The 2,888-nt window shown below is 62.2% G+C and carries 2 protein-coding genes; both read left to right on the top strand.

Going from position 1 to position 2,888, the window contains the following annotated elements:
- Positions 1–1,168 (top strand): FecR domain-containing protein (locus VEK15_21805; protein HXV63350.1); only part of this gene is annotated, 1,168 nt, incomplete at its 5' end.
- Between the two features lie 240 nt (positions 1,169–1,408).
- Positions 1,409–2,779, top strand: a complete 1,371-nt coding sequence (locus VEK15_21810; GenBank protein ID HXV63351.1) for a sensor domain-containing diguanylate cyclase — start codon at positions 1,409–1,411, stop codon at positions 2,777–2,779.
- Positions 2,780–2,888: the final 109 nt, after the last annotated feature.

A 2,888-nucleotide genomic window follows, 5' to 3' on the forward strand; every position in this document is an offset into this window, starting at 1 on the left:
CCTGGGGCTCGCGGGAGCGGTCACTTGGATGTATCTCCAGGTCACCGACACCCGGGCCGAGGTTCGCGGGGACCGGCCTCCCCCGGTTGACGACAAGAGTGCACGGTTTCTCGACATGGCGGGAGCGGTGAAGGTGCGGAAATCGGGAACCTACGAGTGGATCGACGCCAATGCCGGCATCACGCTCACCAAGGATGACACCATCCGGACGGTGGGCGATTCCCACGCGCGCGTCCGCCTGTTCGACGGAACGGAGTACCTGGTGAAGCCGGATTCGATCCTCGTCATCGAGGAGGCTACGGAAGATCCCAACACCAAAGCCACCCGAGTAGCGGTCTCGCTTACTGCTGGTCAGGTCAACCTCACCACGCCCAGAGGAGGCGTGACCGGGTCGAGACGCGATGTGCAGACGCCAACGACCGAGGCGACGTTTGCCGAGAACACCAGCGCCGACGTGAGCTTCGACACGTCGACGCGCAAGTCCGGGGTGACGATCTTCAGCGGTCAGTCCGATGTGCGATCGGGAGACAAGAAGATTCAGCTGTCCGCGGCCCAGGCAATCGACGTGAGCGCGGACGGGAGCTTCTCCGACATCATCGAGCTTCCCGCGGTACCGGCGCTGGTCTCGCCGGCAAACCTCTCGCTGATTTCCGTCGCCGAGACCACGGAGTTCAAGTGGCGCCCCGTCGAAGGGGCGCGACGCTACAACGTCGTCCTCGACCGCTCGCCTTACTTCAAGGACCCCATTCTCGAGAGTACCGTGCCCAACGTCTCGATTCTGCATCGAGGCCTCGCCGCGGGGACGTACTACTGGCAGGTGACCGCTATCGACGCGGACAACCGCCGAGGCGCTCCGAGTGAGTTCGCCAAGTTCACGGTTACGACCCGTGTGACCGCCTCCGACAACCCACCCGAGCTCAGTGTTTTCAGACCGTCGGTCACTCTCGACGGCCTCGTGACGGTGCGTGGTCGGACGATCGTCGGCGCCGTCGTCACCGTCGATCGAGGAATGGGCGACGACAAGGTCCAGGTGAAGGAAGACGGATCGTTCACGTATTACTTTCAGGTGAGAGAAACCGGTCGGCATCCGGTCATCGTCAAGGCTCGTCGCCGCGATGGCGGAGGCGTTGCGGAAAAGACCGTTTACGCAGAGATAGGGACCGACTAGTGTCTTTCGAGATCTCTGGACCGATGAAAGGGCGCGCCGGTCGTTACTTCGGACCCGCCGATGAGGGGCTCCTCGTTAGGCCCATCACGTTGGAACGGCACTAGGGTGAGCGGGCTCCCGGCATCGGGGTCTCGGCGCGCGCGAAGCCGAAGACCTTCGAAAGTCGGCGCTCGGAGACCTCGGCCTCTCAAGCTGGCGCTGTTCGCTCATTCCGGCGATACGGTACGCGCCTTCTCGTCGGTGAGTGCGTCACCCGATTTTGAAGTCCTGCATTTCGACCCATCTCGCTTCGAAAAGGCCGAGGTGCGACTCGCGGAGGTTTACGACGCCATCATCGTCGAGAGGCAAAAGCCGGGAGAAGAGAACGGGCTGGTGCGATGGCTTCGGAAGAGCGCTCCCGACGTGCCGCTCATCGCCTTTGGCGACCGGGCCGATCAGCGCTCGGTTTTCGCCGCCCACCTCAGCGAAGTCCCGCGACGGGGCGTCCTGCGAAGCCTCGTTCAGGATGCGCGGCGGCACCTCGTTACCAGCCGCAAGGCGAGCGAGCTTTCCCGTCGCGTCCGGGAAACGTCCCACCGACTCCAGGTGCTCGGCGAGATCGTCTCCACCGCGAACTCGATACTCGATCCCCGACGGGTGGTGAACGTCATCATGTCGCAGATTCAACAGCTGATCCCCTCGGAGGCCTGGTCCATTCTCCTCGTCGACGAGGAGACCGGTGAGCTCGTTTTCGAGATGGCGCTGGGCGAGAAGAGCGCGGACCTCAGCGACATCCGGATCAAGATCGGGGAGGGAGTGGCTGGCTGGGTCGCGGAGACGGGCGAGCCAGCAATCGTCAACAACGTGCATCGCGACCGGAGGTTCCAGAATCGCTTCGACCAGCTGACCAATTTCGAAACTCGAGCCATCCTCTGCGCTCCCCTGATCTCCCGCGGGCGGACCCTCGGCGTCGTCGAGATCATGAACCGGGCCTCGGGGTCCCGGTTCACGAAGAAGGATATGAATCTCCTGCTCACTTTGGTGGAGCCCGCGGCGATCGCGCTGGAGAACGCCTTTCTGTTTCAGAAGACCGAGCAGCTCGCGGTCACCGACGACCTGACCAAGCTCTACAACTCGCGTTATTTGAACAGCTTCCTCGAGGACGCTTTGGGACAGGCCAAGAAAATGGGAAGCAGCCTCGCGGTGATGTTCCTGGATCTCGACGGGTTCAAGTCGATCAACGATCGTTACGGGCACTTCTATGGGAGTCGGGCTCTGTACGAAGTGGGGACTCTCCTTCGCGATGCGGTTCGGGAAGAGGACATCGTCAGCCGTTACGGGGGGGACGAGTTCGTTATCGTGCTTCCCGACACCGATGGCAAAGGGGCTCTCGCGGCCGCCGAGCGTGTCCGGACCGCTCTCAAGTCGCATGTATTCCTGTCGGAGTTCGATCTGGCGGCTCGTCTATCCGCGAGCTTCGGCGTGAGCCTCTACCCGGATCACGGTCGGAACCCGCAAGATCTCATGCAAAAAGCCGACCAGGCAATGTATAGTGTAAAAGAAAGAGGCAAGGACGCGATTTGCCTGTCCGACTCGCTACACATCGGCGCCCCCGACGGCCCAGAGTCATAAACCGTTGATACCCAACCTGTCTAGCAACTCGCGCACGAAGCGAATGTATCTGCGCTCTCTGTTCGGCATGTTCTCCAACGAGCTGGCCATCGATCTGGGAACGGCGAAC

Source organism: Vicinamibacteria bacterium (assembly GCA_035620555.1).
In the GTDB taxonomy this organism is placed as follows: domain Bacteria; phylum Acidobacteriota; class Vicinamibacteria; order Marinacidobacterales; family SMYC01; genus DASPGQ01.